This is a genomic window from Mycobacterium sp. E342 (assembly GCF_001667665.1).
Lineage (GTDB): Bacteria > Actinomycetota > Actinomycetes > Mycobacteriales > Mycobacteriaceae > Mycobacterium.
In genome coordinates this window covers 67549-91876 of the sequence record NZ_LZJM01000266.1, presented here as the reverse complement: position 1 = coordinate 91876, position 24328 = coordinate 67549, and the positions used below count along the sequence as shown (strand labels likewise).

Genomic DNA, 24328 nt, shown 5'->3' with positions numbered 1-24328 from the left:
AGCGCGTCGGTCAGCTAGCGGGAGTCAGCCCCAGCGGTCCGGCCAATTCGCGAAGCGCCGACACCAGCGCGTCTTCGTCCCCGCCGCCCAGCACCTGGATAGCCACGTGATCGGCCCCCGCGTCGAGGTGTTCGCGGAGTCGCTGCGCGATGGCTTCGGGGCTGCCGTGGGCGATGACCGCGTCGATCAGCCTGTCGCTGCCCGGCTTGCGGACGTCGGCCTCGGTGAAGCCCAGCCGCAGCCAGTTGTTCACGTAGTTGCTCAGGCCGAGGTAGAACTCGACCATCTGCCGGCCGATCGCGCGCGCCTCGTCCGGGTCGGTGGTCAACACCACCTTGTGTTCCGGCGCCAGGAACACCGACCCGCCCAGCTGCTCGCGCGCCTTGGCGGTGTGTTCGGGGGTGGTCAGATACGGGTGCGCGCCGGCGCTGCGCTGCGCCGCCAACCGCAGCACGCGTGGGCCCAGGGCCGCGAGCACCCGGCGGCTGGTCGGCACCACCGCGGCGTCGAGCTCGTCGAGGTAGGAGACCAGCGCGTCGTACGGCTTGACGTATTCCTGGGTGTGCTCGGGATGTCCGACCCCGATCCCCAGCAAAAATCTTCCCGGATAGGCCTTCTCGATGCGCTTGAAGGATTCGGCGACGGCCGGGGCGGGTGCGGTCCAGATGTTGACGATCCCGGTGGCCAGCTGCAGGGAAGTCGTCTCGGCCAGGGCCGGCTCCGCCCAGGCCAGGTCGGCGTCGGGCGATCCGCCGATCCAGGCGGCGCCGTAGCCGAGCGATTCGATCCGCCGCGCCAGGCCGGGCGTGATGGACCTCGATCCCAGCCATACGCCGAACCGGCCCAGATCGGGTTTGAGTGCTACTGCCTCGGTCATCGAAGTCCCCCTGTCAGAACGGTCGCGGACGGTCAGCCCAGGCCGAGCGGCCCCGCCAATTGGGCCAGCGCCGGCACCAGGTTTTCATCCTTCGTCAGGACCTGCACGGGCACGTGGTCGGCGCCCGCGTCGAGGTGCTCCTTCAACCGGGCCGCGATCGCCTCCGGCGTGCCGTAGGCGACGACCGCGTCGACCAGGCGGTCGCTGCCCGGCTTCGTGACCTCCTCGTCGGTGAAACCGAGCCGCTTCCAGTTGTTGCGGTAATTGGCGAGCTGGAAGTAGATGTCGAGCGCCCTGCGGCCCACCGTACGGGCCTTCTCGGCGTCAGTGGTCAGCACTGCCTTGTGTTCGGGCGCCAAGAACGCCGACGGGCCGATCAACTCGCGCGCCTGAGCGGTGTGCTCGGGGGTGGTCAGGTACGGGTGTGCCCCGGCGCTGCGCTCCGCGGACAGCTTGAGCACGCGGGGGCCGAGAGCGGCGACCACCCTGCGGTTGGTGGGCACGCCGTATTCGTCGAGCTGCTGAAGGTAGTCGGCCAGTGCGTCGTAGGGCTTGCGGTATTCGGTGTGCGCCTCGGGATGGCCGACGCCGATGCCGAGCAGGAAGCGGCCGGGGAAGGCCTTGTCGATGCGGTGGAAGGACTCGGCCACGGGCTCGGCCGCGGCGGTCCAGATGTTGACGATGCCGGTGGCCACCTGCAGGGTGGTCGTCGCGTCAAGGAGGGGCTCCACCCAGGCCAGCTCGGCGGGCGGCGATCCGCCCACCCAGACGGCCCCGTAGCCCAGGGCTTCGATGTCTTTGGCTTGCTCGGGCGTGACGCCGCGTCCGAAAACTCCGAACCGGCCGAGATCGGGCTTGCTCGCTGCATCGGTCATGGTTGTTCCCAACCGGCGCAGCGGGGGCCCTATTCCGCAGGCTCCATATCCACGATGGGCGGGGCCTCGAGGGGGAGCAAGACGATGAATCGGGTGTCACCGGGCTTGGACTCGACCCGCAGGTCCCCGCGATGCTTCTTGGCGACGATGTTGAAGGCCAGGTCCAGCCCCAGGCCGGTGCCCTCCCCGACCGGCTTGGTGGTGAAGAACGGTTCGAAGATGCGCTGGCGCACGTCCTCGGGCACGCCGGGGCCGGTGTCGCAGATCTCGACACGCGCCATCTTCTCGCCTTCCCGGCAGGTGCGGATGGTCAGCGTGCCGCCCGCATCGCCCATCGCGGCGATCGCATTGTCGATGATGTTGGTCCAGACCTGGTTGAGATCGCCCGGATAGCAAGGGATTTCGGGAAGAGATCGGTCCAACTCCTTGACCACCGTGATGCCGGCATCCCGGCCCAGCCGGTCGGCGAACATCACCAGCGTGCTGCGCAGCAGTTCGTGAATGTCGGCCACCTGGAAGGGGGCACGGTCCATCTGCGAATACTGTTTGGCGTCGGCGACCAGCGCCGAAATCCGCTTGCTCGCCTCCAGGATCTGATTCAGCAGGAGCTCGCTCTCGACGGTGTACGTCAGCCACCGGATCGCCTTCTCCAGCGACGCCGACGCACCGAGCTCGTCGGTGGCCGCGGCGATCCGCTCCAGCCAATCGGTGTCGATGCCGCCCTCGACGAAGGTGGGCGCGATGTCCCACCCGCCCTCGATGCCGTGGCCGTCGAGCCATTCGCCGACGGCGTCTTCGCAGTCGGCGGTCTCGATGGCGGTCAGGTTCGCCGACGCCGCCTTGGCGACCTGGGCGGCGACCTCCTCCTGCAGGCGCACCAGCGCCCGCAGCGCCTCCGGGCTGACGGTCCCGTCGGCGAGCATCCCGAGTTTCTGGCGCATGCCGGCGACCCGCTGGCGCAGCTCCGAGGCCGCGCGGACGGTGGCCGCGGCGGGGTTGTTCAGCTGATGCGTCAGGCCGGCGGACAGCTGGCCCAGCGCCAGCAGCTTCTCCCGGTTGTCGATGATCCGGCGGGTCCGCTCGAGCCCGACCGCCATCCCGTCGAGCAGGTGGACGGCCATCGGGAACTGGTCCTTCATGAACCGGGCGAACGCGGGCGCGTCGAGCACGAAGAACCGCGACGGCTTGGTGACGTACACCGTCGCGTCGTAGCTCTGATGCTGGGGCTGACCGGTGAACGCCCGCCACGCGCCGCAATACACTCCGCGCTGCGAGGTCCGGTTGGTCTCGATGTCCTGGCCGCCCGACAGCTTCGACATCACCAGCTCGCCGTCGAGGAGGACGTAGAGGCAGGTCGCCGGTTCACCCTCGACGCAGATCGGGCCCGGTGGATAGTTGTCGATGTGGCCGTTGGCGCACAACACGGCCAGCTGCTCGTCGGTGAGCGCCTCGAACAGGAACAGGCTGCGCAGCTCGTCGGGCTCGCACGGAACCGTGGTCACGATTCCGCCAGGTAGCGGTGCACCAGCATCACGGCCATCGAACCCTCGCCGACCGCGGCCGCGACGCGCTTGGCGGACTCGGCCCGCACGTCGCCCGTGGCGAACACCCCCGGCACGCTGGTCTCGAGGTGGTGGGGCGGGCGGTCCAGCGTCCAGCCGCACACGTTGCGCAGGTCCGGCCCGGTGAGGACGAAGCCGTGGCTGTCGCGGGCGAGCACCCCGTCCAGCCACTCGGTACGCGGCGCGGCGCCGATGAAGATGAACATCCGCGCGCAGGTGACCTCCTGGGTTTCCCCGGTCCGGTTGTTGACCAGGGTGAGCCGCTCCAGGTGGTCGTCGCCGACGGCGCGGTGCACCTCCGTGCAGGTGCGCACGGTGATGTTGGGCCGCTGCTTGATCTGCTGGATCAGGTAGTAGGACATCGAGGCGTCCAGCGACGGGCCGCGCACCACGATGGTCACCGACTTGGCCTCCCGGGACAGGTACATCGCGGCCTGGCCGGCGGAGTTGGCCCCGCCGACGACGTAGACCTCCTCGTCCGCGCATTCCGACGCGATCGAGACGGCCGCCCCGTAGTAGACGCCGCGGCCGGTGAGGTCGCTGCAGCCCTCCGCCGGCAGCTGGCGGTAGGCGACGCCGGTGGCCAGGATGACCGCGTGCGCGTCGATCGAGCCGCCGTCGGCGAACCGCACCGTGCGCTTGGGGCCGTTGACCTCCAGCGCCGTGGCGGTGCGGGCGGTGATCAGCTCGGCCCCGAACTTCTCGGCCTGCCGCCGCGCCCGGTCGGCGAGCTGACCGCCCGACACCCCGTCGGGGAAGCCGAGGTAGTTCTCGATCCGTGAGCTCTGGCCCGCCTGACCGCCCGTCGCCGTGCGTTCGATGAGCACCGTGCGCAGCCCCTCCGACGCCCCGTACACGGCGGCGGCCAGGCCCGCGGGCCCGCCGCCGACGACGATCAGGTCGTAGAACTCCTGGGACGGTGTGGTGGTCAGGCCCAGGGTGTCGGCCAGCTGCGCGTCGGTGGGTTCGACCAGGGTGTCGCCGCGTTCGGTGACGACGACGGGTAGCCGCAGGCCATCCTCGCCGGCGGCCTTGAGCAGCCGCTGGCCGTCGGGGTCGTCGGCCATGAACCACGAATAGTGCAGCCCGTTGCGGGCCAGGAAGTCGCGCACCTGCCAGGACCGCTCCGACCAGCGGTGCCCGATCACCTTGGTGTGCGGGATCGGGTGTTCCGGCGCCGCCCGCCAGGCGTCCAGCAGTCCATCGATGACGGGATAGAACTTCTCCTGCGGCGGGTCCCACGGCTTGAGCAGGTAGTGGTCCAGGTCGACGACGTTGATCGCGTCGATGGCGGCGTGGGTGTCGGCGTAGGCGGTCAGCAGCACGCGGCGTGCCGCCGGGTACAGGTCCATCGCCTGCTCGAGGAATTCGATGCCGCTCATCTGCGGCATCCGGTAGTCGGCGATCAGCACCGCGACCGTCTCGCCGCGCAGCTTGAGCTCCTTGAGCGTCTCCAGGGCGTCGGGTCCCGAGTCGGCCCGCACGATCCGGTGCCGGTCACCGTATTGACGACGCAGATCACGGGCGACGGCACGCGAGACCGAGGGATCGTCGTCGACAGTCAGCAGGACCGGCTTGCGAGGTTGAAGGGAGGAGGCTGCGGGGCTCGCGGGGCTCGTCATCGGGTTCAAGTATGCCCTCGTCAGGGCGCTGGCGGCAGGTCGAGGAGGCGGCTGGGCGGCCGAACCGATTTCGCCGTCCGCGATTTTGGGTAAGGGCCCTGACCAGGTATCGTGGGACAACGGTGCGTCATCCGCGCCGACTTTTTGCGTGCCCTGTCTTAGGAATTCCCTGGAATTTCCTGCCCTTGGCTCACGTTTCTAGTCGGGCGAATGCTGCGCCGGAATGGGCGCACATCAAGGATACGAAACCAAAGACGAGGATTGCTGAACAGATATGGCCAAGAAGGACGGTGCCATAGAGGTCGAGGGCCGCGTGGTCGAGCCCCTGCCCAATGCGATGTTCCGCATTGAGCTGGAGAACGGTCACAAGGTGCTCGCCCACATCAGCGGCAAGATGCGGCAGCACTACATCCGCATCCTGCCCGAGGACCGGGTGGTGGTGGAGCTGTCTCCCTACGACCTGTCCCGGGGCCGCATCGTGTACCGGTACAAGTAACAGCCCGAATTTGGATCACGAGAAGAACAGGATCGAACAGCCGTGAAGGTGAACCCGAGCGTCAAGCCAATCTGTGACAAGTGCAGGGTGATCCGTCGGCATGGGCGGGTCATGGTGATCTGCTCCGATCCGCGCCACAAGCAGCGCCAGGGCTAGTGGCGATCGCAAGCGCGGCTTAGCCGGGCGCAGCGGGTCGGCACGACCCATCAAGCGCAGCTCTGCCCAACACAACTGAATGCAGACCTCCCAGCACCACTGAACGGCTGGCATCTAGAGAGATGGGCCAGTTCATCCACGCCCGGACGGAGGCCGGGCCCCGCCCCAGATTTGGAGCGGGAACGGGCTGGGAAAAGACCTCCGCCTAGAAAAAGAGGAAACGCCACCTATGGCTCGACTAGTAGGCGTCGATCTGCCGCGCGACAAGCGGATGGAGATCGCGCTGACCTACATCTTCGGCGTCGGCCGCACCCGGTCGAACGAGATCCTGGCAGCTACCGGAATCGACAAGGACCTGCGTACCAGGGACCTGACCGACGACCAGCTGACCCACTTGCGTGACTACATCGAAGCGAACCTCAAGGTTGAGGGTGACCTGCGCCGCGAGGTGCAGGCCGACATTCGCCGCAAGATCGAGATCGGCTGCTACCAGGGCCTGCGGCATCGCCGCGGCCTGCCGGTGCGCGGCCAGCGGACCAAGACCAATGCGCGCACCCGCAAGGGCCCCAAGCGCACCATCGCAGGCAAGAAGAAGGCCAGGTAACCGCCCATGCCACCAGCCAAGAAGGCAGCCTCTGCGCCCAAGAAGGGGCAGAAGACCCGCAAGCGGGAAAAGAAGAACATCCCGCACGGCGCCGCGCACATCAAGAGCACGTTCAACAACACGATCGTGAGCATCACCGACCCGCAGGGCAACGTCATCGCCTGGGCGTCGTCGGGCCACGTCGGGTTCAAGGGTTCGCGGAAGTCGACCCCGTTCGCCGCGCAGCTCGCCGCCGAGAACGCCGCGCGCAAGGCGCAGGAGCACGGCGTGAAAAAGGTCGACGTGTTCGTCAAGGGCCCGGGCTCGGGCCGGGAGACGGCGATCCGCTCACTGCAGGCCGCGGGCCTGGAGGTCGGCGCGATATCCGACGTCACCCCCCAGCCGCACAACGGCTGCCGTCCGCCGAAGCGCAGAAGGGTCTAGGGAAGAATCATGGCTCGTTACACCGGACCCATCACCCGCAAGTCGCGCCGGCTGCGCACCGACCTTGTCGGAGGCGACCAGGCGTTCGAGAAGCGCCCCTACCCGCCCGGCCAGCACGGTCGCGCGCGGATCAAGGAAAGCGAATACCTGCAGCAGCTGCAGGAGAAGCAGAAGGCCCGCTTCACCTACGGCGTCATGGAGAAGCAGTTCCGCCGTTACTACGAGGAGGCCGTGCGCCACTCCGGCAAGACCGGTGAGAACCTGCTGCAGATCCTGGAAAGCCGGCTGGACAACGTCGTCTACCGCGCCGGGCTCGCCCGCACGCGCCGGATGGCCCGCCAGCTGGTCAGCCACGGCCACTTCAGCGTCAACGGCGTGCACGTCAACGTGCCCAGCTACCGGGTGTCGCAGTACGACATCATCGACGTGCGGGACGGCTCGCTGAACACCGTGCCGTTCCAGATCGCGCGGGAGACCGCCGGCGACCGCCCGATCCCCAGCTGGCTGCAGGTGGTGGGGGAGCGTCAGCGCATCCTGATCCACCAGCTGCCCGAGCGGGCGCAGATCGACGTGCCGCTCACCGAGCAGCTGATCGTCGAGTTCTACTCGAAGTAACGGACTTTTCGGGCCGCCCGGCCCGGAAACCTCAACGGCATCAAATAGCGGGTGCCGAGAAGGAGAAGAAGAAACACCATGCTGATCTCTCAGCGACCCACACTGTCGGAAGAAGTCCTCTCCGACAACCGCTCGCAGTTCGTCATCGAGCCCCTGGAGCCCGGATTCGGCTACACCCTGGGCAATTCGCTGCGCCGGACGCTGCTGTCGTCGATCCCCGGCGCGGCCGTCACCAGCATCCGCATCGACGGCGTGCTGCACGAGTTCACCACCGTCGCCGGGGTGAAGGAAGACGTCACCGCGATCATCCTCAACCTCAAGAGCCTCGTGGTGTCCTCGGAGGAGGACGAGCCGGTCACCATGTACCTGCGCAAGCAGGGCCCGGGTGCGGTCACTGCGGGTGACATCGTCCCGCCCGCCGGTGTCACGGTGCACAACCCCGACATGCACATCGCGACGCTGAACGACAAGGGCAAGCTCGAGGTCGAGCTCGTCGTCGAGCGTGGCCGCGGCTACGTGCCGGCGGTGCAGAACCGGGCCTCCGGCGCCGAAATCGGCCGCATTCCGGTCGATTCCATCTACTCGCCGGTGCTCAAGGTGACCTACAAGGTCGACGCGACCCGTGTAGAGCAGCGCACCGACTTCGACAAGCTGATCCTGGACGTCGAGACCAAGAGCTCGATCACCCCGCGTGACGCGCTGGCTTCCGCCGGTAAGACCCTGGTCGAATTGTTCGGCCTGGCGCGCGAACTCAACGTCGAGGCCGAGGGCATCGAGATCGGGCCGTCGCCGGCCGAGGCCGACCACATCGCCTCGTTCGCGCTGCCGATCGACGACCTGGACCTGACGGTGCGGTCGTACAACTGCCTCAAGCGCGAGGGCGTGCACACCGTTGGCGAGCTGGTGAGTCGCACCGAGTCCGACCTGCTCGACATCCGCAACTTCGGTCAGAAGTCGATCGACGAGGTGAAGGTCAAGCTGCACCAGCTGGGCCTGTCGCTCAAGGACAGCCCGGCGAGCTTCGACCCGTCGCAGGTCGCCGGCTACGACGTGGCCACCGGCACGTGGTCCACCGAGGGCGCCTACGACGACCAGGACTACGCGGAAACCGAACAGCTGTAAAGGCCGTCCGGTGACGATGCGGCCGCTGAGGAACCGGACACCTACAACAGAAGCCCGTCCCGGCCCTACCTGATACGGGGGCCGGCCCCCGATGAGGAGATAGTGCAATGCCCAAGCCCACCAAGGGCCCCCGCCTCGGCGGGTCGTCTTCGCACCAGAAGGCCCTGCTGGCCAACCTGGCCACGTCGCTGTTCGAGCACGGCCGGATCAAGACGACCGAGCCCAAGGCGCGCGCCCTGCGGCCGTATGCGGAAAAGCTGATCACGCATGCGAAGAAGGGCGCGCTGCACAACCGCCGAGAGGTGCTCAAGAAGATCCGCGACAAGGACGTGGTGCACGCCCTGTTCGCGGAGATCGGGCCGTTCTTCGCCGACCGCAACGGCGGCTACACCCGCATCATCAAGGTCGAGCCGCGCAAGGGCGACAACGCACCGATGGCGGTCATCGAGCTGGTGCGGGAGAAGACGGTGACCTCCGAGGCGGACCGGGCGCGTCGCGTCAAGGCTTCCAAGAAGTCCCCCGAAGCCAAGGACGCGCCCGTCGCCGCGGCGGCCGCCCCCCAAGCGGCGGTCGAGCCCGAGGAAGCCGTCGGCCCGACGGCCGACGAGGTGACCGAGACGGCCGAAGCCGCTGAGACCGGCGACGCCGGCGAGGCCACCGAAGCCCAGGCCAAGGCCGAGGAGAAGGCCGACAAGGCCGTCGCCGCGCGGGCCGAAGCCGAAAAGGCCGCCGAGGCTGACGAGGCTGACGAGAGTTAGCGAGCCCGTCCGTCTGCGGCTCGACATCGCCTACGACGGAACGGAATTCGCGGGCTGGGCGCCCCAGTCCGGCCAGTGCACCGTCGCCGGAGTGCTCGACGAGGCGTTGACCACCGTCTTCCGCACGCCGATGCGGCTGCGGGCGGCCGGGCGCACCGACGCCGGCGTGCACGCCACAGGCCAGGTGGCCCACGTCGACGTGCCCCCGGACGCGCTGCGGTACGCCTACCCGCGCTCGTCGCGCGCGGGCGAGTCGGAATTCGAGCCGCTGGTGCGCCGGCTCGGCCGGTTCTTGCCCAACGACGTTCGGGTGCTCGACATCGCCCGCGCCCCCGCGGGTTTCGACGCAAGGTTCTCGGCGCTGCGGCGGCACTACGTCTACCGGCTGTCGACCGCGCCCTACGGCGTACAGCCGCAGCAGGCCCGCTACGTCACCGCCTGGCCGCGTCCCCTCGATGTGGACGCGATGGCCGCCGCATCGCGAGACCTGTTGGGGCTACACGACTTTGCCGCATTCTGCCGGTATCGGGAGAACGCCACCACCATTCGCGACCTGCAGCGCCTCGATTGGTCGCGCGACGATGACCAGATCACCGCGCACGTCAGCGCCGACGCGTTCTGCTGGTCGATGGTGCGCTCTCTGGTCGGCGCGCTGCTGGCCGTGGGCGAACACCGCCGCCCGGTGTCGTGGTGTCGCGAATTACTCACCGCCACAAGCCGCTCCAGCGACTTCGCCGCCGCACCCCCGCAAGGTCTGACGCTGGTGGGTGTCGATTATCCGCCCGATGACCAGCTGGAGGAGCGCAACCTGATCACCCGGGATCTGCGCACCCGCTAAACCTTCTTCGCGACGAAATTCGCGGCCTGGTTGGTCAATCCGGGCACGTAGCTCAGGTGTGACGCCCACCGGGTGCCGCCCGAGCAGATCGGGTCGCCCGGGTTGCACAGGTCGATGGTCTTGCCGGCGAATTCCGGGGTCAGGGCGTTCATCAGCCCGCCGGCGCGGCTCGACGGATTCCCGAACAGGGCCACGGCCGCGACGTGATCGGCGGCCGCGGGCGGCAGCGGCTGGCGGAAGCCCAGGCCGGGCAGCGGTGCGGCCGTGACGATGTCGACGACGGCGGCGCCCTGCGAGTACCCACCGAGCACCAGCTTGGTGTTGGGGCAGTTGCCGGCCATCTGCTGAATGTGGTTGCTGGCGTCGTTGGCTCCGTCGGCTGCGGCGAGGAAGTCCTTGTTGGCCGGGTAGTTCACCCCGTAGGAGCCAACGCTTTTGCTGGTCTGCTGGCGCAGCGAGTTGACGAAGGCGCCGCCGACCTTGCCGACACCGGGCGGTTCGTCGGTCCCGCGGGCGAACACCACCTCAACGCCGGGGCAGGAGGCGAAGGCCTGCGGAAGCAGTTGGGGAGCAACCACTATCGCGGCGCCCGCGAGCAGCCCGGCGCCCAGCGTCAATGGAATCAGCCGCACCCCACGATGTTAGGGGCGCGTTGGTCTCGCGCCGGTAACGATTCAGACGAGAGGTGCTTGCGGAGTCACCGTGGTGGGCGCGCTGGGTGCGTCGGGCGCGGGGCCCGTTCCGCCGTGGATCGAGGGCGGCGATCCGGGCGGGGTCTGCTGCCCGTACACCGGTGACGGCGTGGCACCGGGCTGGTTCGGGACGGGGCCCAGCGGCGGCCCGAACGCGGGGCTGGACGGGCTCGAGCCGGCCAGCTTCTGGGCGACGAACGCCGCGGCCTGGGTGGTGTAGACGGGGACGTAGCCCTCGGTGTGCCCGCTCCACTCGTTACCGGGCCCGGCGTGGCAGATCGGGTCGTTGGGGTTGCAGTAGTCGGCGGCCTTGGAGCCCAGCAGCGCGCTCTGGGTTGGCAGCGTGCCGCCGGCGCGGTCGGCCACGTCACCGAACGTGACGACGGCCGCGATGTTGTTGGCGTACTGCTCGGGCAGCTTGTTGCCCCAGCTGATGCCGCCGATCGGGACGCCGGCCACGATGTCCATCACCGATGCGCCCTGCGAGTAGCCGCCCAGCACGATTTTGGTGTTGGGGCACGTTTCCACGCTCTTCTTGACGCGGTCGATGGTGTCGTTGGCGCCGTCGCCGCCGTGCAGCTGCAGCTTGCTGGCGGCGTAGTTCACGCCGTAGGGCAGGATGTTCAGGCCGGTCTGCTGGCGCAGCGAGTCCACCAACGCGTCGCCGACGCGGCCCAGGCCGGCCGGTTCGTTGGTGCCGCGGGCGAAGATGACCTCGACGTCCGGGCAGTCGAACGCGCGCGCCACCGGCGCTGCGGCGGGGGATAACAGCAGGCCAGCGGCGGTGACCAGTGCAGAGGCCCCGAGCCCGGCGCAGCGACCTATGCGGTGAGAAAACACGCCGTAACTTTACCTACCCTAAGCACGGTTCGAAAGTTCGCTGACCTGTGGATCAGCTAAGCGGTCCCTCGGCCGGCCGCTTTAGCGTGTGAGCAACGACTACGCACGGTGGGGGATCGGTGCCGGCTCAGCAGACCACGTGGCTGCACATCAGCGGCTACCGATTCCTGCTGCGCCGTATCGAGTGCGCGTTGCTGGGCGGAAACATCCATACCCTCTATGCCCGCTCGCGTGCGCCGACGGCGGCGCTGACGGTCGGGTGCGTGCTCACGGTGATCGCCGTCGCGGGAGTCGCGCTCGTCGCGCTGCTGCGGCCACGGGTGGTGCTGGACGACACCCAACTGGTGATGGGACGAGAGTCCGGGGCGCTGTACGTGCGGGTCGGCGATACCTGGCACCCGGTGCTGAACCTGGCGTCGGCGCGGTTGATCGCGGCGACGGCTGCCAACCCCCGGCCGGTGCCCGAAGCTGACCTGGCGCGCGCCAAACGCGGGCCGCTGCTGGGCATCCCGGGCGCGCCCCAACTCATAGGCCCGCCGTTGGCGGCGGACGAATCGGCGTGGACGATCTGCGATGCGGCGGGGGCCGGCGCGACCACGGTGATCGTCGGCCGGACCGACGAGCCGACGATCCCCCGCCCGGATTCCGGGCAGGCCCTTCTGGTCGCACCCGCCGGGGGTTCGCCGACCTACCTCCTCTACGACGGTCAGCGTGCGATGGTGGACGTCACCGACGCCGCGGTGGTGCGCGCGCTCCGATTGGAAGGGCGTACGCCGCGGCCCGTCTCGCCGTCGTTGCTGAACGCGATTCCCGAGACGTCACCGATCAGGGCGCTCCGGATTCGCGGCGCCGGCGAAGAGGCCGCCGCGATGCCTGGATTTGCGGTGGGCAGCGTGGTGCGCGTCATGCGGGCCGGGGGTGACGAGTATTACGCCGTGCTGACCGCGGGCGTCCAGCGCATCGGAGAGGTGGCTGCCGATCTGCTGCGCTTCGGCAACTCCCGAGGCACCGCCAACGTGGTCACGGTGGCACCCGACGCCATCCGCGCGGCTCCCATCGTCGACTCGCTGCCGGTGGCCGGTTTCCCCGACCGGGCACCGGCACTCTCGGACGACGGCGGCACGTTGTGCGTCTCCTGGCAGGCGGCCCCAGGGCGATCCGGCGTCACGTTCCTCGGAGGCGGCGGGCTCCCGCTGCCAACCGGTCATACGCCGCTGACCTTGTCACAGGCCGACGGCCACGGCCCCGCGCTGGACGCCGTGTATGTGCCGCCCGGCCGGAGCGCCTACGTGCGGGTCGACGCAGGCTACCTGGTCACCGACAGCGGGGTGCGGTTCGCAATCCACGATGACGACGCCGCGCGCGCCCTCGGGTTGCCCGCGCCGCATCCCGCGCCCTGGTCGGTCCTGGGGGTGCTGCCGGCGGGACCGGAGCTGAGCAAGGAGAAGGCCTCAATCGCCCGCGACTCGCTGCCGGCGAGCCCGTAGTCGACTCGAGGCCAACCCGGTGGCCAGCGCCATCCCCAGTACCGCGAGGCAGACGGCGGCGCCGCGCAATGCGGTGTTCCGCGCGTGGGCATCCGGTGGTGCGACCGGCGCAGGCGGGGCGATCGGCGCGCGCGCCGGTGGCGGCGCGGTCGCGGGCGTACCGGCATCGGTGCTGACGGCCGCCAGCGCGTCGACGGTGCCGCTGCCGACGAGCGGATCCCAACCTCCGGGTGGGTGATGCGCCGTCGATTCGATGCGCTGCATCACCTGGCGCGCCGTCAACCCCGGGAACCGGGACCGGATGAGTGCGGCCAGCCCGCTGACCACCGGTGCGGCGTAACTGGTGCCGGACACCGGTTCCGAGGCGAGCGGCGTCACCGCCTCGCCGGGGGCCGCGACGTCCACCCAAGGACCGGCAAGGGTGAATGCCGAAGGCGCGCCCGCGGCATCCACCGAACCGACGGTCAGCACATAGTCGTCGTACCAAGCCGGGCTGACCACGACCGTGACGTTGTCCCAGCCGGCATCCCGGCGCTGGGGTGGGCACTGCCCAGCCGCACCGGTGTTGCCCGCCGCGGCCACGACGACCGCATTCTTGACGTCCACGGCGTAGGCGAGCGCGGCGCCCAGCGCGCGGTCATCCAGCGCCGACGCGATCGGAACGCAGGCAACCGAGGAGATGTTGATCACCGATGCGCCGAGGTCCGCGGCGGTGCGGACGGCTCTCGCCATGGTGTCGACGTCACCGACGCCGGCGCGGGACCGATCTTTGGCGGGGGAGAACCTGGGGCTGGACTGCCGAATGCTGATCAAGGTGGCTTCGGGCGCCATTCCGCTGAGGCCGGGCGCCGTCGAATCCTCTGTCGCGCCGATGATCCCGGCCACCAGGGTGCCGTGCGCGTCGCAGTCCTGGGTGCCGTCGCCGGTGGACACGTAGTCGCCGCCGGGGACCACTTCGGGTAGCAGGCGATGACGCGAAACGCCGGTGTCGATGACCGCGACACGTTGCCCTGCACCGCGGGTGAGCCGCCATACCCGCGCCAGGTCAGGGAGCAACGCCGGCCGGTCGGGCGCCGATTCCGCCGTCATCGTGGCGCACGTCTCGCGTTGCACCGTAGGCCACGGCGGGGCCGGGCGGGCGGGCTTCGGTAACCACTGGTCGTCGACCTTGGGTGGCGAAATCGCCTGCGCCGGTGGCGTTCCGGTGGCCACCACCGCCACCAGTGCCGACGCCGACAGGATGCGCGCGCCGCGCGACGCCCTCACGTGAGATTCAATCCCCGGACGGTGCCATAGAGCCCACAGATCCAGAAGGTCAGCGGGACCATGGCGGCCAGCGCCAGCCACTCCATCGCCTGGACGCTTCGTCGGGCAAGCGGTGGCAGTGATATCGCGGGGGCGACGAAGCCGAGGTACATCGCCGCGGCCGCCAGCGTTGCCGTCCCCGCGGCGAGCCATGGCCCGTTCCCCGGGGCGTTGAAGGCGGCAACACCGAATGTTGTTCCCACGACTCCGATCCCGGCCACGATCAACGCCGGCATCCGCCTGCTATCACTGGAGCACGCCCGCAGCAGTAACAAGGCGCCGGTGATGGCGCCGAACGCCATGCAAGACAGGCGCGGTGCTCCGGCCGCAACGGTGACGGCGGCACCGACGGCCGCTGATGACGAAAACCCCGCGAGCAGACTCGATAACCAGGCGTCGGCGCGGAGCGTTTGGTCCGCCAGGCGCGCCTCAGCGTCGGTCCCGTCGGCGTCCGGGGTCGGCGTCAGCTGGGGCGACAAACCCGCCAAGATGACCGATACCCGCGCCGCCGCCCCGAGCGCGCCGAGCGACACCAGCGCTGAAGCCGCGCCGATGATGTGCGGCGGGGCGGCAGTGAGCACGCCCACCAACGCGGCCACCGCGACAACCGTCGCGAGGCATGACGCCGCGGTCACCGCGACCACGAAGCGGCCCACGGATCGCGTCGCCAGTACGCAGGCGGCGGCCGCCGCCGTGGCGGCCAGCAGGACATGGCAGACACCCGGAGCGCCGGGAACCGCCAAGAACCCGGCAACCCCAGCGAATGCGGTGGAGATCGCGCTGAGCGCCAGCCCGGCGACCGCGTCCCGGTAGACCCGGTGGGCGACCGCGGCGGAGAGGAAGGCGAACAGCGCCGCGGCCGTCGTCGCCCCCACCGTGGCGTGGGCGTCGTAGGCGCCGGGAGCGTTTCGGGCCAGCGCCAGAACACCGACGACGGTCAGGCCGCCCGCGGTGATCGCGCCGGCGAGCCGGGCCGCCAGTCGACGACGCGTGTCCGCCTTGGGATCCGCCACCAGTGCCTCCGACACGGCCTCCACGACGTCGTGGTGACGAGCGGCGGGCGGCGGGGCCGATGGCCGGCTCAGCAGCAGGACGTCGCCGTCAGCAATTCCGCTCTGGGCGAGCGTCTTCGACGGGTCCAAAGCCGCAGACCCGGGGAGTGACAGGTGATAGCGCCGGGCGGTCACGTCGCCGCCGACGTCGCCGGCGTCCAGGAGGTCCACGATCGACGGGGTCAGGACGGCGACGGGAATCCCGGCCGGGAGTGCCAGGTCGGCGACGGCGGCGCCGGAGTGGATCGAGACACGGCGCAGACCCGAATCGGTTGCAGGCAAAGGTGGGCCCTTCGGTCGGAATACCGTGAACATAGCCAGGTTTCGGGCTGCGGGTATGCCGCTGTCCACAGGTGAGTTGTCGTCGTTGCCGGTGGTGCCTACCGTGCGTCCAACGGGAGGACGGGATGACCGAAGTTTTCGTGCCGGTGGCGCGGTGGCCACCGCCGGCGGTGGCCACCGCGGACCTCGTCGTCGATGCCCCGCCCGACCCACCGCCTCTGGCGGCACCCGGCCTCCTGCCCCTCCTGTTGCCGGCCGTGCTGGGCCTTGCCGGGGTGGGGGTCATGGCGGCGGCCTTGCGGTCAGGGCCGGGTGCCGGCCGCCCTCCCATGTTGCTGGCGTTCCCCGTCATGATGCTGGCGTCGTCGCTCGTAACAGTTCTGTCCGGGCGTGCGCGTCGCCGGAATGGTGGCATCCAAGCCGACCGCCTCGACTACCTCGGATACCTCAGTAGGCTGCGCACTACCGTCGTGGAAACGGCCGCCTCGCAGCGTTTCTCGCTGGACTGGCGTCACCCCGACCCGGACGCGCTGTGGACATTGATCGGTGGGCCCAGGATGTGGGAGCGGCGACCGGCGGATCCCGACTTCTGCGTGGTCCGGGTGGGCGTCGGAGCGCAGCCGCTCGCCACCCCCTTGGCGGCACCACCGGTGGGCGAGTCCGGTGATCCGGTCACCGTGGCCGCATTGCGTCGCTTCCTGGCGACGCATTCCACGATCGTCGCACCGATCGCCGTCGGTCTGCGCGGAAGTCCGCGCGTCAGGATCGACGGTGATGCGGTCGCGGCGCGCGGGCTGCTGCGCGCGATGCTCTGCCAACTCGCCGTCTTTCATCCCCCCGACCAGCTACTGATCGTCGCGGTGATCAGCGAGCGGAACCGTCAGGAGTGGGAGTGGCTGAAATGGTTGCCGCACAACCAACACCCGGCCGCATCCGACGCGGTGGGCGAGGTCCGGATGGTCTATCGCAGCGTGGGGGAGGCGCAAGCCGCGCTCGCCGGTGCGCGGCCGGCGCACGCGGTGCTGGTCGCCGACGTGGACCAGACTGTCTCGTGCGCGGGCGCGACCGTTGTCGAACTCGGCGGCGGTTGCGCCGGGACGCCGGTCACCATAATCCGGTCGGGTGAGACTCGCCAGCCAGCGCGGCCGGACCGGATGGAGCCCATGGACGCGCTGGTATGCGCACGTCGGCTGGCGAGATACCGGGCCGGCGCGACCGTTCCTGGCGGGCACGGCGCGGACTGGCCGGCCCTGTTGGGGATCGGTGACGTGAGCCGATTCGATCCTATCGCGTTGTGGCGGAGCCGAACCGACCGCGATCGGCTCCGCGTCCCGATCGGAATCAGCGCTGACGGGGCACGGCTGGAATTGGATATCAAGGAAGCAGCCGAAGACGGCACGGGCCCGCACGGGCTCTGCGTCGGCGCCACGGGGTCGGGCAAGTCGGAGTTGTTGCGCACGATCGCGCTGGGCATGATGGCCCGCCACTCTCCGGCTGAGCTGAATCTGCTGCTCATCGACTTCAAAGGCGGCGCAACGTTTCTCGACTACGCGCGGGCTCCGCACGTGGCGGCGGTGATCACCAATCTCGCCGACGAGGCCCCGCTGGTGGCCAGGATGCGCGACGCCCTGGCAGGTGAAATGAATCGCCGGCAACGGCTGCTGCGCGAATCGGGCTGCGCCAGCGTCGCGGCACATGAAGCCAGGCGCCGGGCGGGTGTGGCAGCACCGGCCCTGCCCACCCTCTTCATCATCGTCGACGAGTTCTCCGAGTTGCTCAGCCAGCACCCGGATTTCGCCGACATGTTCGTGACGATCGGGCGGCTCGGCCGGTCGCTGGGCATGCACCTGCTTCTGGCCAGCCAGCGGCTCGACGAGGGCAGGCTACGCGGACTGGACGCCCACCTGTCCTACCGGATCTGCCTGAAAACCCTGTCGGCCAACGAATCACGCGGGGTGCTGGGAACGCTCGACGCGTACGAATTGGCAAACGAACCGGGGGCGGGCTATCTGCGCACGAGCGTGGGCGAGCTGATCCGCTTCTCCTCGGCGTACGTCTCGGGACCGGCTGCGTCCCGCGCACCGGGCGCCGGTCCCGTGGCGACTACTTCCGTGCAGCGGTTCGGCACTGACAAGGTCGGCGAGATCACCCGCACCGAAGGGGTCGGTGTGCCGTCGGAGCGGACGGTCCTGCGGGCCGTCCTGGACCGGCTGGCCGGTCACGGGCCGCCGGCGCACCCCGTCTGGCTGCCACCGCTGGACGCGGCGCCCGCGCTGCACGCGGTGCTTCGCGACGGGGTTCCCGCGCCGCACGACCTGACTGTTCCCCTCGGCATCGTCGACCGCCCCTTCGAGCAGCGCCGTACGCCGCTGTTGGTCGATTTGCGCGGCGCCGCGGGCAATGTGGCGGTCGTCGGCGCACCCCAATCGGGGAAGTCAACGGCGCTGCGCACCCTGGTCACGGCGCTGGCGGCCACTCACGGCGCGGACCGGGTGCAGTTCTACTGCCTGGACTTCGGTGGCGGAACGCTGACGTCGACACAGACGATCCCGCATGTCGGCGCGGTTGCCGGCAGGACCCAACCGCGTCTCGTCGCGCGGATCGTTGCCGAATGCGAGTCGGTCATCCGTTCGCGGGAAGCCATCTTCAGCGACCGCGGAATCGGCTCGATGGCGGAATACCGTCGCCTTCGGGTGCAGCACCAGGCGTTCGACGACGATCCGTTCGGGGATGTGTTCCTCGTCGTCGACGGCTGGGCGAATATGCGTGAGGAGTTCGCTCCGCTGGAAGCACCGATCACGGCCATTGCGAGTCAGGGGCTTTCGTTCGGCGTGCATGTCGTGTTGGCGGCGTCGCGGTGGGCCGAGATCAGGCCGGCCCTGCGGGACCAGATCGGCACCCGCATCGAGATGCGGTTGGGTGACCCCGCCGACTCCGAGTTGGACCGCAAAGCGGCCCAACATGTGCCCCATGGCAAACCGGGCCGGGGTCTTTGCGGTGACGGGTCGCACATGATGATCGCGTTGCCGCTGGCCGAGATCCGTCCGAGCGAGTCCGTCGCGCCGCCGATCTCGTTGCTTCCGGAGCGGGTGGAGCGTGACACCGTCGTGGGCCGGGCGGGCGACCGTATCCTCCTGGGCATCGACGAGGGTCGCCTGCAGCCGGTGACGTGTGAATTCGACCGGCAGCCCCATCTGCTGGTAGTCGGCGACAAAGGGTGCGGGAAGACCGCGACGTTGCGGACGCTGTGCCACGAGATCGTCCGGACGCAGAGCCCGACGCAAGCCCGCGTCATGATCGTCGATTTCCGGCGCTCGCTGCTCGGTGTCATCGAATCGGAGCATCTCGGCGGCTATGCCGTGTCACCCGGCGCGCTGGCCGCTCTACTGCCCGATCTCCTCGACCTGCTGCGGCGGCGTATGCCCCCGCCCGACGCGACCCAGGCGCAGCTGCGAACCGGGTCCTGGTGGTCCGGTCCGGACATCTATGTCGTCGTCGACGATTACGAACTGGTCGCCGCCCCGGCCGGCAACCCGTTGACGCCGCTCACCGAATACCTGCCCTACGCAACCGATCTGGGCCTGCATCTGGTCATAAGCCGGCGTAGCGGCGGCGCCGAGCGCGCGATGTTCGAGCCCCTGCTGGCCGGATTGCGTGACCTCGGCTGCATGTCGCTGACGATGAGCGGGCTCCCCGGCGAGGAGGTGCCGTTCGGCTCCCGTCGCCCCGCGCGGTTGCCGCCCGGACGCGGTGTCCTGCTCACCCGCGACGGCGACGAACAGCTCGTCCAGGTTGCGTGGAGCGCGCCGTGACGGCGCATCGCGCCGTCATCGAGGCCGGTCCCGCCACGATCCGTCGAATATGTTGCGGCACAGAAACGGTCGTCGACGGCGCGCCATCCGAGGTCGTCGGCGCGGCGCTTGGCGCGATAGACGATCCGGTGGCGCTGGTGGGTGAGCGCCCGGTTGCCGTGACTTCGCTGTGGACCGCTGCCCTGCGGTCGGCGATCTGTACGGACGGCAAGGGTGGCGTCGTGCTGCATCCATCCTGGTGGTCGTCATCGCGCATCGGAATCCTGAGTGCGGCCGCGGCCACCGTGTTCGACGGCGCGCTCGTGCGGCCCCGGTCGTGGTTGCTCAGGCGGGCTGCCCATACCGATGCCCAGCCGACGCTCGTGGAGATCACCGGCGGGATGGTGGTGATCGACGGCGATCACGTCGTCGCCGTACCGCGTCGCCCCCCGCGTCCCGTAGCCGACGAGGTGCTGGGCGCCCTCGCGACCATGCCCGGGGCCGTCGTGCTCATCGACGCGCCGAGCGCGGTCCCCGGGGCGTCGGCTCTGGCCGCGGCGATCGCCGACGGCGCGCGCGGCTTCGGACGGACGGCGCTGCATGTCGACGACGAACGGCTGGCCCGGCTGGCCCGATCGGCGGTGACCGATCTGGGCGAGCCAACCGGGCCACCCGGTCGAGGCGATCGTGCCCCGAGCCGCGGGCGGACCCTGGGCGGCCTCGGCGCGGCCGCCATGGTGCTTGCCGCGGCGGCCCCGGCCCTGGCGGGCCGGCACGACGCGTCGGCCCCGCCGCCGGTGGACGTGCCACCCACCACGTTTCTCGTCGAAGGCCGGGTGGCGGTGACGGTGCCCGCGGGGTGGCCCACGCAGCGGATCACCGCCGGACCGGGATCGGCGCGAGTGCAAATCACCTCGCCGTCGGATCCCGAGGTGGCCTTGCACGTCACGCAGTCGCCGGTCACCGGCGAGACATTGAGTGGTACCTCCGAGCGGTTGAGACGCGCCATCGACGCGGAGCCCGCGGGATCGTTCGTCGACTTCGATCCCACCGGGACCAGCGCCGGCAGGCCGGCGGTGACGTACCGCGAAGTCCGCGCCGGGCACGAGGTGCGGTGGACGGTGCTGGTGGACGGGCCGGTGCGGATCAGCCTTGGATGCCAGAGCCGGCCGGGCAAGGAAGAGGCCGTCCGTGCTGTCTGCGAGCAGGCGGTGCGGTCGGCGCACGCGATCGGATGAACTCCGGATCGGATGGAACCGAAGGGGCGTCGACGCGGTCGAATTCAGTATGGCTACACCGAACACACTGAGTACCGACTTCGACCTGATGCGGTCGGTCGCCGGGACCACGGACGCCCGCAACGAGGAGATCCGGGCCATGCTGCAGACGTTCATCGGCCGCATGAGCGAAGTGCCGCCGTCGGTGTGGGGCGGGGTCGCCGCAGGGCGGTTCAAAGCGGTGGTGGATCGCTGGAACGCCGAGTCGTTGCGGCTTTACCACGTCCTGCATGCGATCGGCGAGACCATCCGGCACAACGCTGCCACCCTGCAGGAGGCCGGCCACGACCACGCGACCCATATCGCCGCCGCCGGCGGAAACCTCTAGTCGAAAGGATTCACCCGTGGAATCGGCGCTGTCCTATAACTTCGGCGAAATCGAATACTCGGTGCGTCAGGAAATCCACACCACGTCGACCCGTTTCAATGCCGCGCTGGAGGAGCTGAGGTCGCAGATCGCCCCGTTGCAGCAGTTGTGGACCCGCGAGGCGGCGGCCGCCTACCAGGTCGAGCAGCAGAAGTGGCATCAGTCGGCGACGGCCCTCAACGAGATCCTGGTCGACCTCGGAAACGCGGTGCGCGACGGCGCCGAAGAGGTGGCGAACGCCGATCGGCGGGCGGCCGGGGTGTGGGGTCGGTAGCCGCACGCACCCATAGTCGTCTGTGTGGTCCCGGCGGGGGAGAGCCGCTGGGACCACACAGTCATTTTGACCTGCGGGGACGTGCGTCGGTAAGCTGCTCGGTTGGCGTGCGGTACGCCGGGCCTCGGGTCAATGTCGGTCGCCGAGAACCCTTCCTTTTGGACCCACCGCCAACGCCTGACCGGCACCCGGCTCGACCCGGGATCCACCTCGAGAAAGAAAAGGTAAGCGCTGTGCCCACCTACGCGCCAAAGGCGGGTGACACCACGCGGTCGTGGTACGTCATCGATGCCACGGACGTGGTGCTTGGCCGCCTTGCCGTCGCGGCAGCCACCCTGCTGCGCGGCAAGCACAAGCCGACGTTCGCCCCCAATGTCGATGGCGGTGACTTCGTCATCGTCATCAACGCCGACAAGGTCGCCCTCTCCGGCGACAAACTGCAGAGCAAGCTGGCTTACCGCCACTCGGGGTATCCCGGCGGCCTGCACTCGCGCACGACCGGCGAGCTGATGGACAAGCACCCCGACCGCGTCGTCGAGAAGGCGATCGTCGGCATGCTGCCCAAGAACAAGCTCAGCCGGCAGATCCAGCGCAAACTCCACGTCTACGCCGGCCCGGAGCACCCGCACGCCGCTCAGAAGCCGGTTCCGTACGAGATCAAGCAGGTGGCCCAGTGACCGAAACGACCGAGGCCCTGGACACCACGGCCACCCCGGAAACCCCGGACGTCCCGGCCGAGGCGCCCGCCCCCGCGGCCGCCGACTCCTACGTCTTCGACCGGCCCATCCAGACCGTCGGCCGCCGCAAGGAGGCCGTGGTGCGGGTGCGCCTGGTGCCCGGCACCGGCAAGTTCGACCTCAACGGCCGCAGCCTGGAGGACTACTTCCCCAACAAGGTGCACCAGCAGCTCATCAAGGCCCCGTTGGTCACCGTCGACCGGGTGGACAGCTTCGACATCTTCGCCCTGCTGCACGGCGGCGGCCCGTCGGGCCAGGCCGGGGCGCTGCGCCTGGGCATCGCCCGGGCGCTGATCCTGGCGCAGCCCGAGGACCGGCCCGCGCTGAAGAAGGCCGGTTTCCTCACCCGCGACCCGCGGGCCACTGAGCGCAAGAAGTACGGCCTGAAGAAGGCCCGCAAGGCGCCTCAGTACAGCAAGCGCTGATCAACCATCACGTTCTGGCCGCAACGGGGCCTCATCAGGCGTCTCATCGGCGTGTCTGCGCCCAAACGTGCCCCGTTTCGGTCAGAAAAGAACGGGCACGTTAGGTGCTAAACCGTCAACTGTGAGAGGTTTGTCCGCATGGGTCGACTATTCGGCACCGATGGTGTCCGTGGGGTCGCCAACCGGGAGTTGACCGCCGAGCTGGCGCTCGAGCTGGGCGCCGCCGCCGCGCGGCACCTGGCGAGCGCGGGCGGGCCGGGCCGGCGAGTCGCCGTGATCGGGCGCGACCCCCGGGCCAGCGGCGAAATGCTGGAGGCCGCCGTGATCGCCGGGCTGACCAGCCAGGGCGTCGACGCGCTGCGGGTCGGCGTGCTGCCCACCCCCGCGGTGGCCTACCTGACCGGCGCGTATGACGCCGACTTCGGGGTGATGATCTCGGCGTCGCACAACCCGATGCCCGACAACGGCATCAAGATCTTCGGTCCCGGCGGCCGCAAGCTCGACGACGACACCGAGGACCGGATCGAGGCGTTGCTCACCGCCGAGACCGGGATGCGCCCGGTCGGCGCCGGGATCGGCCGGGTCATCGACGCCGAGGACGCCGACGACCGCTACCTGCGGCACCTGAGCAAGGCCAGCACGATGCGGCTCGACGGCCTGACCGTGGTGGTCGACTGCGCCCACGGCGCCGCGTCGTCGGTAGCGCCGCGCGCCTACCGCGCGGCCGGCGCACGGGTCATCGCGATCAACGCCGAGCCCAACGGGCTCAACGTCAACGACAACTGCGGCTCCACCCACCTCGATTCGCTGCGCGCCGCGGTCATCGCCCACCGGGCCGACCTCGGCCTGGCCCACGACGGGGACGCGGACCGCTGCCTGGCCATCGACGCCAACGGCGAGCTCGTCGACGGCGACGCGATCATGGTGGTCCTCGCGCTGGCGATGCGCGAGGCCGGCGAGCTGGCCTCGGACACGCTGGTGGCCACCGTGATGAGCAACCTCGGGCTGCACCTGGCCATGCGCTCCGCCGGGATCACCGTGCGCACCACCGGCGTCGGCGACCGCTACGTCCTCGAGGAGCTACGCGCCGGCGACTACAGCCTCGGCGGCGAGCAATCCGGCCACATCGTGATGCCCGCGCTGGGCTCCACCGGGGACGGCATCGTCACCGGGCTGCGGCTGATGACGCGCATGGTGCAGACCGGCTCGTCGCTGACCGAGCTCGCCGCGCCGATGCAGACGCTGCCACAGGTGCTGATCAACGTCCGCGTCGCCGACAAGGACACCGCCGCCGCGGCGCCGGCGGTGCGCACCGCGGTCGGCGACGCCGAGGCCGAACTCGGCGACACCGGCCGAATCCTGTTGCGTCCCTCCGGAACCGAGCCCGTCATCCGGGTGATGGTGGAGGCGCCCGAAGCGGACGTCGCGCAGCGCGTGGCGAACCGGGTGGCCGAGGCGGTCAGCTCAGCGCACTGAACCTCCTCGGAACCCGGGCGCGTCCCGGGGCGTCGGATTAGGCATGAGATTCGACAGGGGAATACGACCGGTCGCCGTGGCCCGTACCGAGATCGACGTCCCGGCGACGCACCGCGTCGCCGACCAATTCTGTGCCGCGGCCGACCTCCTTGACCGCGCCCTCAGCGATCAGCTGGGCCGGCTGGCTTTCGGCGGGGCCGGCGCCGGGCGGGCGCACACCGCGCGCGGTGACGCGCTGCGCGCCGAACTGGAGCGGCTGACCGCCCAGGTGGCGCAGTGGTCGCGCGCGTCAGTCGAGATCGCCACCGCCCTTCGGGGCAGCGCCGAACGCTACGCGGACGCCGAACTCTATGCCGCGGCGCGGATCGCCTGATC

At 69.8% G+C, this 24328-nt stretch carries 25 protein-coding genes; 17 read left to right on the top strand and 8 right to left on the bottom strand.

Features of this window, described 5'->3' with window-relative positions; all coding sequences use genetic code 11:
* Window positions 1–10: 10 nt before the first annotated feature.
* The 4 genes from A5692_RS21290 to A5692_RS21275 are packed head-to-tail and all read right to left on the bottom strand — an operon-like array spanning window position 11 to window position 4936.
* A complete protein-coding gene (locus A5692_RS21290) occupies window positions 11–877 on the bottom strand; it encodes an LLM class F420-dependent oxidoreductase (RefSeq protein WP_068059416.1) in 867 nt (288 codons plus the stop codon).
* A 32-nt stretch (window positions 878–909) separates the two neighbouring features.
* Window positions 910–1752 (bottom strand): LLM class F420-dependent oxidoreductase, encoded by an 843-nt coding sequence (locus A5692_RS21285; protein ID WP_068059413.1) that lies wholly within the window; start codon window positions 1750–1752, stop codon window positions 910–912.
* A 29-nt stretch (window positions 1753–1781) separates the two neighbouring features.
* Window positions 1782–3257: an ATP-binding protein gene (locus A5692_RS21280; protein ID WP_082962967.1), complete on the bottom strand. Its 1476-nt coding sequence runs from the start codon at window positions 3255–3257 to the stop codon at window positions 1782–1784.
* Window positions 3251–4936 carry an FAD-dependent oxidoreductase gene (locus A5692_RS21275; RefSeq protein WP_068059407.1) on the bottom strand — a complete coding sequence of 562 codons (1686 nt, stop codon included), beginning with the start codon at window positions 4934–4936 and terminating at the stop codon, window positions 3251–3253. Before A5692_RS21275 ends, A5692_RS21280 begins: the two co-directional genes overlap by 7 nt.
* A 274-nt stretch (window positions 4937–5210) precedes the next feature.
* On the opposite strand from A5692_RS21275, the gene infA reads away from it, so the two are divergent.
* From infA to truA, 8 genes are all read left to right on the top strand, one after another.
* A complete protein-coding gene (gene infA / locus A5692_RS21270) occupies window positions 5211–5432 on the top strand; it encodes a translation initiation factor IF-1 (protein ID WP_003418601.1) in 222 nt (73 codons plus the stop codon).
* 42 nt (window positions 5433–5474) lie between these two features.
* Window positions 5475–5588 carry a 50S ribosomal protein L36 gene (gene rpmJ / locus A5692_RS28565; protein WP_003879483.1) on the top strand — a complete coding sequence of 38 codons (114 nt, stop codon included), beginning with the start codon at window positions 5475–5477 and terminating at the stop codon, window positions 5586–5588.
* A gap of 229 nt (window positions 5589–5817) precedes the next feature.
* Window positions 5818–6192 (top strand): 30S ribosomal protein S13, encoded by a 375-nt coding sequence (gene rpsM / locus A5692_RS21265; protein WP_007167900.1) that lies wholly within the window; start codon window positions 5818–5820, stop codon window positions 6190–6192.
* A gap of 6 nt (window positions 6193–6198) precedes the next feature.
* Window positions 6199–6615 carry a 30S ribosomal protein S11 gene (rpsK, locus tag A5692_RS21260; protein ID WP_007167901.1) on the top strand — a complete coding sequence of 139 codons (417 nt, stop codon included), beginning with the start codon at window positions 6199–6201 and terminating at the stop codon, window positions 6613–6615.
* Between the two features lie 9 nt (window positions 6616–6624).
* Window positions 6625–7230, top strand: a complete 606-nt coding sequence (gene rpsD, locus A5692_RS21255; protein WP_068059404.1) for a 30S ribosomal protein S4 — start codon at window positions 6625–6627, stop codon at window positions 7228–7230.
* A gap of 78 nt (window positions 7231–7308) precedes the next feature.
* Window positions 7309–8352 (top strand): DNA-directed RNA polymerase subunit alpha, encoded by a 1044-nt coding sequence (locus A5692_RS21250; RefSeq protein WP_068059401.1) that lies wholly within the window; start codon window positions 7309–7311, stop codon window positions 8350–8352.
* A 107-nt stretch (window positions 8353–8459) separates the two neighbouring features.
* Entirely contained in the window at window positions 8460–9110 is a 651-nt protein-coding gene (gene rplQ, locus A5692_RS21245) for a 50S ribosomal protein L17 (protein ID WP_068059398.1), read from the top strand.
* Window positions 9088–9948: a tRNA pseudouridine(38-40) synthase TruA gene (gene truA / locus A5692_RS21240; protein WP_082962964.1), complete on the top strand. Its 861-nt coding sequence runs from the start codon at window positions 9088–9090 to the stop codon at window positions 9946–9948. Before rplQ ends, truA begins: the two co-directional genes overlap by 23 nt.
* Here the strand turns inward: truA and A5692_RS21235 are convergent.
* Together A5692_RS21235 and A5692_RS21230 are read right to left on the bottom strand one after the other, a co-directional pair.
* On the bottom strand, window positions 9945–10565 hold the full coding sequence (locus A5692_RS21235; protein ID WP_068059506.1) for a cutinase family protein: 621 nt from the start codon (window positions 10563–10565) through the stop codon (window positions 9945–9947). The genes truA and A5692_RS21235 overlap by 4 nt on opposite strands.
* A 57-nt stretch (window positions 10566–10622) precedes the next feature.
* Window positions 10623–11480: a cutinase family protein gene (locus A5692_RS21230; RefSeq protein WP_068059396.1), complete on the bottom strand. Its 858-nt coding sequence runs from the start codon at window positions 11478–11480 to the stop codon at window positions 10623–10625.
* 119 nt (window positions 11481–11599) lie between these two features.
* On the opposite strand from A5692_RS21230, the gene eccB reads away from it, so the two are divergent.
* Entirely contained in the window at window positions 11600–12967 is a 1368-nt protein-coding gene (gene eccB, locus A5692_RS21225; RefSeq protein ID WP_068059393.1) for a type VII secretion protein EccB, read from the top strand.
* Here eccB and mycP read toward each other — a convergent pair.
* Together mycP and eccD are read right to left on the bottom strand one after the other, a co-directional pair.
* On the bottom strand, window positions 12932–14233 hold the full coding sequence (mycP, locus tag A5692_RS21220; protein WP_156766199.1) for a type VII secretion-associated serine protease mycosin: 1302 nt from the start codon (window positions 14231–14233) through the stop codon (window positions 12932–12934). The two genes, eccB and mycP, sit on opposite strands and share 36 nt — an antisense overlap.
* Window positions 14230–15639 (bottom strand): type VII secretion integral membrane protein EccD, encoded by a 1410-nt coding sequence (gene eccD / locus A5692_RS21215; protein WP_068059390.1) that lies wholly within the window; start codon window positions 15637–15639, stop codon window positions 14230–14232. The genes mycP and eccD overlap by 4 nt, the downstream gene beginning before the upstream one ends.
* 92 nt (window positions 15640–15731) lie before the next feature.
* Between eccD and eccCa the strand changes: the two genes are divergently transcribed.
* The 8 genes from eccCa (at window position 15732) to A5692_RS21175 (ending at window position 24326) form a co-directional block, all read left to right on the top strand.
* Window positions 15732–19418, top strand: a complete 3687-nt coding sequence (gene eccCa / locus A5692_RS21210; protein ID WP_068059386.1) for a type VII secretion protein EccCa — start codon at window positions 15732–15734, stop codon at window positions 19416–19418.
* Complete coding sequence (locus A5692_RS21205; protein WP_068059499.1) at window positions 19415–20635, top strand: type VII secretion-associated protein; 1221 nt, start codon at window positions 19415–19417, stop codon at window positions 20633–20635. The genes eccCa and A5692_RS21205 overlap by 4 nt, the downstream gene beginning before the upstream one ends.
* Window positions 20636–20684: 49 nt before the next feature.
* Window positions 20685–21002 (top strand): WXG100 family type VII secretion target, encoded by a 318-nt coding sequence (locus tag A5692_RS21200; protein ID WP_068059383.1) that lies wholly within the window; start codon window positions 20685–20687, stop codon window positions 21000–21002.
* Window positions 21003–21018: 16 nt separating this feature from the next.
* Entirely contained in the window at window positions 21019–21315 is a 297-nt protein-coding gene (locus tag A5692_RS21195) for a WXG100 family type VII secretion target (RefSeq protein ID WP_068059379.1), read from the top strand.
* 233 nt (window positions 21316–21548) lie between these two features.
* A complete protein-coding gene (rplM, locus tag A5692_RS21190; RefSeq protein ID WP_068059376.1) occupies window positions 21549–21992 on the top strand; it encodes a 50S ribosomal protein L13 in 444 nt (147 codons plus the stop codon).
* On the top strand, window positions 21989–22477 hold the full coding sequence (rpsI, locus tag A5692_RS21185) for a 30S ribosomal protein S9 (RefSeq protein ID WP_082962962.1): 489 nt from the start codon (window positions 21989–21991) through the stop codon (window positions 22475–22477). Before rplM ends, rpsI begins: the two co-directional genes overlap by 4 nt.
* A gap of 138 nt (window positions 22478–22615) precedes the next feature.
* Entirely contained in the window at window positions 22616–23953 is a 1338-nt protein-coding gene (gene glmM / locus A5692_RS21180; protein WP_068059373.1) for a phosphoglucosamine mutase, read from the top strand.
* Window positions 23954–23996: 43 nt separating this feature from the next.
* The gene (locus tag A5692_RS21175) at window positions 23997–24326 is read left to right on the top strand and encodes a hypothetical protein (protein WP_068059370.1); all 330 of its coding nucleotides are present in this window, start codon (window positions 23997–23999) and stop codon (window positions 24324–24326) included.
* The last annotated feature ends 2 nt before the right edge of the window (window positions 24327–24328 follow it).